This is a genomic window from Lysinibacillus sp. NPDC059133, assembly GCF_042755925.1.
GTDB lineage: Bacteria > Bacillota > Bacilli > Bacillales_A > Planococcaceae > Lysinibacillus.
This window is the reverse complement of sequence record NZ_JBHZDH010000043.1, coordinates 41,833-47,955: the sequence shown is the minus strand read 5'-3', so window position 1 is coordinate 47,955 and position 6,123 is coordinate 41,833. Positions and strand designations below refer to the sequence as shown.

The window sequence follows — 6,123 nt, the reverse complement described above, 5'->3', positions numbered from 1 at the left end:
ATATCCTCCTAACTATTTAAAGTTAGGATTATTTTGATATAAAGTGGCTCTCATTTCAATTGCGTTGGTGGCTCAGTTTTAGCTTAACAAATACACGTAACAAAGGCTTCCGCTTGTTTTGCATATTTTTTTTGAACTTTGACCGTATAAAAAAGCTCGTATACTTCAGACGACGGCTTTAAAAAGGCTTCGATATCTACTTCCAATGGGACATTACTTTTCTCTAAGTATTCGAGAATTGTCTGGACAGTATCTTCAAACGGAATGTTACTTGTCACTAAGTGTTCGATCATTGCCTGGACGGTAACTTCTGACGGAACGTTCCCTTTTTCTCTGTGTTCAATAATTGCCTGGGCAGTATCTTCTGAATGTCCAATCAATATTTTCTTTTTAAACATACTAAGCACCTCTTACGAAATAAGTTAAATAACGCTTAATTATACTATTTCATTCGACCTTTCTTGCAATCCAAAATATAACATACTCTTTTAAATATAGGCCCCTCGTTCGATTAACAACAATCTTTGAGAAAACAGCCTTATTAAACTAATGAGGCAGAATAGTTGAAGAAGGATTTATCCATTTTAAGGGGAAATTATATATTTATTGAAGTGAACAGAAGAGTTAAATGAAAAATATTATTAATGTGAGGAGATGATTTTTTGGTTAGTTTATTGGAAAACATATTCCAAGTATCGGCAATAATATTACTTCTATGTTCATTGTATTACTATAGACACTTCAAGAAAATTAGGAGAGAAAGAAAATTAACTTCATTTGAGTTTTCGATTTATGTTATAACTCAGGTTGCACTTTATCTTTGTGCAGGTAGTTATTTGCTTCTGTTTTTGGATAGAAATTTTGGGTAGAAATTATTAAACTAAAGAATCCTCTTGTCATTTGTACTTACTTTATAGAGAGTTGGTGTTTGATGGAGAATGAAATTAAATATAAATCTCGAAAGAAAAAGAAACTTAATAGGAAACAAAAGCGTTTGCTAATAATAATACTGTATATATTTGCGATTATTAGTTTTGTGTTATTTGAGGTAATTCGAAATAACATTCTTTCATAATCTCTTGTATCTTATTAAGCTAACGGGGTGCTTTACTTTAAGATGGGTTTCCAAAGTGATCCCATCTTTTTCTTCTTCAACTAACGGAGCAGGATAGTTCAACAAGGAGCGATTGAAATACAATAAATATGGAATTTTGGGGAATAATGATACTAAACAAATTTAAGGAGAATCAGAAATGAAAAAATTGCTTTTTAGCCTTATCTTCGTTTTAGTAATTCTTCCTTCACAAACACACTCTGAGAATAAAATTGAAGAGTTGCCACCTTGTTCAGCAATACTTGAACCAACAAAAAACGTACCTAAAAATGCCAGAGGAGTAGCGCTGATTTATAATATTGAAAGAAAGTTTAATGATGAACGAACAAGTCTCAGTGTTCACGCACTTCGTATACCAAAACCATCTAGTTTTGGGGATTATGATGGTTATGAAGTATTAGCATATATTCCGAAAGAAATAAGTTGGATTTTCTCATTGTCTCCTTTAACTATATATGGAGAAACTACTTGGGCTGGGAAGTTGGATGAAGTTTCTCCTATAATGCGACCTACTCGTATCAAAGTTCGGACAGTCAATACAAAGACAAAGAAAACGGATCCTATTGTACTTGAAAAAATACTAAAACCTTGTTGAACTCCCATGAAAGAACTTAATCATCTTTCATTTTCTGTGGTGAAGTGCTGATTTTTGTGCTTCATGGATGGCTAACGGGGTGCTTTACTTAAAGATCGTTGAGTTGCGTATGCAGCTCTTTTTTTCTTATTGACTAACGAAGAAGTTGAACAAGAATATTGCTTTACCTAAAGCAAATACTACCTTTTAAAAAGGTAGGTGATTAGATGAAAAAGATATCAGTAATATTTTTATTGTTATTAATTAGTTTAACATCTGTTTTAACTTGGAAAAGACCACAGATAGCAGAGAATGTCAGTGCTGAAGAAATACATTCCGATTTTTATGATGTATTATTGGTGTTATTAGACCCGTATGCAAGGAAAGTAATTAATAAGGAATATCCAAGTCGTAGTTATGCACTTTGGGATGCAGAAATATTAGAAATTAAACTATTAACTGGTGGATATTCTCAGTATGATTTTACAGTGAAAGTAAAATATGATACGTATACAGGTCCTTTTAACCCACCTGAAGGTCCTATTACATTAACCTTTCTTGTAACAACAGAAGGGGTTTCAGTAAAAAATATTCAGAAGTAAGTCCTTATATAGCTTTCTACCCTATTCAACTAACGGGGTGCGGTAGTTTAGTAAGAGACAGCGATTGCTGTCTCTTTTTTATGATCTATGTAACAATGTTTTACTACAATAGCCTTTGTTATAAATTTTTCATATAATCTGCTAGTTCCGTACTTTCTGTTTTACGTAATTTTTTGTTTTCATCTTCCAACTCTTCAATTCTTTCTTCCAATTTCTTAATTCTCCGTCTAAGAGAAGCATTCATAGCGTCTTGATTTGCTTCGTCTCGCTTAACTCTTGCATTACTATATGCTTTTTCTTGTTGATCTCTTAAAAATTCTATGCGTTCTCGAATATCAGAATGATTATATAAGGTCGCTTTCGTTACGCCAGCTTCTTTTGCTACTCTGTTGAAATTAATAGCCTTAGAATCCTTAGTAAGCCGTTTAATGGCGTTTTCAACCTTTTCTTTTGTCTTACGTTTACGTTCCTCGTGTAAGTGCCTTATTTGCTCTTCTCGGTTGATACTAGCCATTCTTAACACCTTTCTTTCTCATACGTTCTAGTTTTCTCTGCATACGTTCTAGATTACCGAAAATGACGTTTCCACTTTTAATGGTATTATATATGTCTTGGTATACCATCTTTGACTGCCGTATCGGGAACTTTTAATATTGCTATCAAAATTAAGTTCCTTCTGATGTGGCTATCGGGGATTAGGATGGATGGAACGAATTCAAGGCGTTGGTACATATTATTTGAATAGTTACCTCTACTGGTATCGTTGGCTTGAGGTACATAAAAACTTGGCATTTGAAAATCGGGTAGAGCAAATGCTTATTTCAGCTTGTCAAAAATCTAACTATTTCACAGTTGGAGCATTAAGAAAAAACAAAAAGTACCTTTATTCAGATGCTTTTTAAGCAGATTCAGTGGTTTCTTCGCTATGTTGAATGAATATCTGAAAGAAAAAGTGCAGTAAGGGGGACGTTGGACAGGGATAAAAACAGACTGTCCATAGACAGCCTATTAAATAAATTTATCTAGTATTTTACATATCTTCATTAGATTCTTTAGCAAATGGTGTTAATATAATCCCTGCAAAAAACAAAATGTTACCTGTCCATTTTATCCATCTATAATATTGGTGGTCTTTTAAAAAGTAAAATGAAGTAAGGATAATAATAATACCGATAATAATACTAGCGATAGCAATCATCCACTTTAAAGTAATCGGAATTTTTGACATTCTTAAGTTCCCTTTTTATGTATATTTTTTGGAAATAATTTAACACATTCAAATGTACCATATATAGGGTTTTCTGTAAAAAGCATATACTATTAAATATTTTTTAATATACCGTCCAAAATTTAAAGGTAGTTAATATTTAACATAAGTCCACGCACGCTACAGCAAACTAATGGACAATATGAGGAAAATAATAAGTAAGGTAATCTACTACTTATTACGAATATCCAAGAATTTATGAGAAATCATATTTAAACTAACTGAGTGCTTTAGTTAAAAACTCGGTTTGCGAAATATCAAAACAATCTTTTAGAAAACAGCCTTTTTAAAAAAACAGGATTGAGTTCTACAAATTGTAGAATTCAACCCTGTTTTTATTTTTCACCTTATTGAACAACGATCTTTCTGAAAACAGCAAGTTAAATTTACTTTAGCAATTTAAAACAGATCACTTGCTAACCAAAATGCTCACACATTTGCTCACATAATTATTTTTTGAGTTAATTTTATTTAACACAGTTTATTTGAGGATTGCTTAAAACCTTGATAAATCAGACTTAATCAAACTGCATTTACTAAGTTAAACTAGTTTGATTAAGTGACTTTACCCTTTTTGGATCAACGCCCTGATTTATTTTAAATCCTTTTTATTCCTGATCAAACCATAGTGGATCTTTGTCATCAACGTCGCCATTATAATTGATTAGAATTTCATCTCCGGCTTTAATATCCGTATAAGCAAAGAAGTCAAAAGTTTGGTTTTTAAAATTAATCTCATAAGTTGCATTAGGTTCATAAGAATGGTTAAACAACATACCATAACCAAGAAGGATAGCAGTTCGACCGATCCCATACTCAAAAGCGTAATCAGCGAGTAACGTTTGCTCAATGTATTGGTGTTGTTCATTTGGATAAGCAATGACAGGGGCTTCGTGTAAAAGCTGTCCTTTTTTGATATCACACGTTGCAAATACCCCTCTATTGAATTCTCCATCACTTAATGGAGATGTTTTGATCTCTATCATGTTTGTTCTCCTACTCACTTTTAAAATATTCTTTGTAGCTGTAATCATTGAACTTTTATTATATTGCTAGTTCATTTAAACACTTCGTTTATCATTGATTAGCGTGACTCTTTTGGCGGTTGGCAGACGTCACATTTACGTTGATGTTTATTTTTAAACTTTGTAAATGTTTTTTCAAATTTACTACCACACGCACATTTAAATAGTAACTTTTGAGAAAAACCGTGATATTCCGTCGTTAGTAACTTACTTTCCGAATTATTCTCAACAAATTCTTTAATTTTTTCAATCGTCCATTTTTTATTCAATCTTTTACACCTCTATATTTTATCTCTATGCGGAGGCTTTCATGGCATCCGTTCAGTTATAAGGAACGTCTTAATTACCTTAAGTTACTCATTATAACACGAGCTGGTATATAATCAAAACAGATTGAAAAAATCATATTTGACTAACATTCTACTACAAACATTTATGTATCAACGGTCTACCACTTTCATGTTGGGAGGAAATATCCCCCTGTTTTATTTATGACGGTACTTCTAATGATACAAGCGCAATCTTCCCCGAATTCGAAAAGACTTCATACACGCTAGAAAAAGCAGCAATTGTGCCTTTTTAAAAGGAACAGAATAGCACCCTATTGGAATGGTCATCTGCTCCACCGAATTATTTGCTTTTCACAATATATGTTAATATATTAACAAAAAAAGGAGTGATATTTTGACGAATTCCTTTAGCAAATATATAACATATATACCACCGCTCATTTTAATTATTGAATTAATTTATTTCGGAATTCCGGATGTGAAGCCTGTTTTTGTTTATGAATATATAATATTTTTCGGAGTATCGTATTTATTTGCAATTCTTCAAGATTTTTTTAATCCAAGTGAAAAAACAGATATATTACTACGGGTTGTCATGATCATTAGTTCTCTTATCCTATTGATTACATCCATCTACTATACAGCCACGTTTTCGATTATATTTTCTACGATTATGTTCGTTGCCATTAGTTTCTCATTATATTTAGCAATCAAGCCAGACAAGCAAGAAGATTAATCTTTTGCTTGTCTGGCTTCATGAGAGCTTCTTCGGAACATGCTGTACTATCATTTTTTTAGATGTTCATCCAAAATTGTCTTTCAGCTGTTTATCGAATCATAATCCGATCATTTGCTTAAGTTTTTCAAATGGCACATATCCAATAATTGGTTCACGTAATTTATTATGAATAATCAATCGAGAATGAGGAATTCCCATTACCTTATATTCCGCTGCAATTTCTGGGCTTTTTTCAACATTCACCCTTATTATTTTCACCTTACCACTGAATTCCTTATTAAGTTCTTTAAGCACCTCTTTGAACATTTTACACGGGCCACACCACTCAGCCCAAAAATTTATTAACACAATCTTTTTAGTTTTTAAGTGGTCTCTTAATTCTTCCTTTGTTGTTACCTGAACAATTGACATTATTCTTTTCCTCCTTTTTGAAAATAGAAAATAATCTTGAAGTTATAATATGCTTTAAATTATTATTAGACCCTACTCTCTCTCCTTTATCACACATTAAA

General features: G+C 32.1%; 10 protein-coding genes and 1 pseudogene. 5 read left to right on the top strand and 6 right to left on the bottom strand.

Annotated elements, in window-relative coordinates:
- Positions 1-83: 83 nt before the first annotated feature.
- On the bottom strand, positions 84-398 hold the full coding sequence (locus tag ACFXN8_RS19295) for a hypothetical protein (protein ID WP_386847299.1): 315 nt from the start codon (positions 396-398) through the stop codon (positions 84-86).
- 264 nt (positions 399-662) lie between these two features.
- On the opposite strand from ACFXN8_RS19295, the gene ACFXN8_RS19290 reads away from it, so the two are divergent.
- The 3 genes from ACFXN8_RS19290 to ACFXN8_RS19280 all read left to right on the top strand — a co-directional run bounded on the left by ACFXN8_RS19290 (position 663) and on the right by ACFXN8_RS19280 (position 2,290).
- Positions 663-869 carry a hypothetical protein gene (locus ACFXN8_RS19290; RefSeq protein WP_386847298.1) on the top strand — a complete coding sequence of 69 codons (207 nt, stop codon included), beginning with the start codon at positions 663-665 and terminating at the stop codon, positions 867-869.
- A gap of 384 nt (positions 870-1,253) precedes the next feature.
- Complete coding sequence (locus tag ACFXN8_RS19285) at positions 1,254-1,709, top strand: YoqH family protein (RefSeq protein WP_386847297.1); 456 nt, start codon at positions 1,254-1,256, stop codon at positions 1,707-1,709.
- A 206-nt stretch (positions 1,710-1,915) separates the two neighbouring features.
- Positions 1,916-2,290, top strand: a complete 375-nt coding sequence (locus ACFXN8_RS19280; RefSeq protein WP_386847296.1) for a DUF3888 domain-containing protein — start codon at positions 1,916-1,918, stop codon at positions 2,288-2,290.
- Between the two features lie 118 nt (positions 2,291-2,408).
- Here ACFXN8_RS19280 and ACFXN8_RS19275 read toward each other — a convergent pair whose 3' ends face one another.
- Entirely contained in the window at positions 2,409-2,804 is a 396-nt protein-coding gene (locus ACFXN8_RS19275; RefSeq protein ID WP_386847295.1) for a DUF6262 family protein, read from the bottom strand.
- A 187-nt stretch (positions 2,805-2,991) separates the two neighbouring features.
- Here ACFXN8_RS19275 and ACFXN8_RS19270 point away from each other — a divergent pair.
- Positions 2,992-3,192 (top strand): annotated as a pseudogene (locus ACFXN8_RS19270) (hypothetical protein); the annotation flags it as partial.
- Between the two features lie 128 nt (positions 3,193-3,320).
- On the opposite strand, the gene ACFXN8_RS19265 reads toward ACFXN8_RS19270, so the two are convergent.
- From ACFXN8_RS19265 to ACFXN8_RS19255, 3 genes are all read right to left on the bottom strand, one after another.
- On the bottom strand, positions 3,321-3,518 hold the full coding sequence (locus ACFXN8_RS19265; protein ID WP_386847294.1) for a hypothetical protein: 198 nt from the start codon (positions 3,516-3,518) through the stop codon (positions 3,321-3,323).
- Positions 3,519-4,165: 647 nt separating this feature from the next.
- Positions 4,166-4,543 (bottom strand): SET domain-containing protein, encoded by a 378-nt coding sequence (locus tag ACFXN8_RS19260; RefSeq protein ID WP_386847293.1) that lies wholly within the window; start codon positions 4,541-4,543, stop codon positions 4,166-4,168.
- 98 nt (positions 4,544-4,641) lie between these two features.
- Positions 4,642-4,851, bottom strand: a complete 210-nt coding sequence (locus tag ACFXN8_RS19255) for a hypothetical protein (RefSeq protein ID WP_376074245.1) — start codon at positions 4,849-4,851, stop codon at positions 4,642-4,644.
- Between the two features lie 415 nt (positions 4,852-5,266).
- On the opposite strand from ACFXN8_RS19255, the gene ACFXN8_RS19250 reads away from it, so the two are divergent.
- On the top strand, positions 5,267-5,608 hold the full coding sequence (locus ACFXN8_RS19250; RefSeq protein ID WP_376074244.1) for a hypothetical protein: 342 nt from the start codon (positions 5,267-5,269) through the stop codon (positions 5,606-5,608).
- Between the two features lie 99 nt (positions 5,609-5,707).
- Here ACFXN8_RS19250 and ACFXN8_RS19245 read toward each other — a convergent pair whose 3' ends face one another.
- Complete coding sequence (locus ACFXN8_RS19245; RefSeq protein ID WP_386847292.1) at positions 5,708-6,022, bottom strand: thioredoxin family protein; 315 nt, start codon at positions 6,020-6,022, stop codon at positions 5,708-5,710.
- Between the last annotated feature and the right edge of the window lie 101 nt (positions 6,023-6,123).

Coding starts and splice junctions, on each gene's coding strand:
- ACFXN8_RS19295 (WP_386847299.1), bottom strand. CDS start 398: ATGTTTAAAAAGAAAATATTGATTGGACATTCAGAAGATACTGCCCAG.
- ACFXN8_RS19285 (WP_386847297.1), top strand. CDS start 1,254: ATGAAAAAATTGCTTTTTAGCCTTATCTTCGTTTTAGTAATTCTTCCT.
- ACFXN8_RS19280 (WP_386847296.1), top strand. CDS start 1,916: ATGAAAAAGATATCAGTAATATTTTTATTGTTATTAATTAGTTTAACA.
- ACFXN8_RS19275 (WP_386847295.1), bottom strand. CDS start 2,804: ATGGCTAGTATCAACCGAGAAGAGCAAATAAGGCACTTACACGAGGAA.
- ACFXN8_RS19265 (WP_386847294.1), bottom strand. CDS start 3,518: ATGTCAAAAATTCCGATTACTTTAAAGTGGATGATTGCTATCGCTAGT.
- ACFXN8_RS19260 (WP_386847293.1), bottom strand. CDS start 4,543: ATGATAGAGATCAAAACATCTCCATTAAGTGATGGAGAATTCAATAGA.
- ACFXN8_RS19245 (WP_386847292.1), bottom strand. CDS start 6,022: ATGTCAATTGTTCAGGTAACAACAAAGGAAGAATTAAGAGACCACTTA.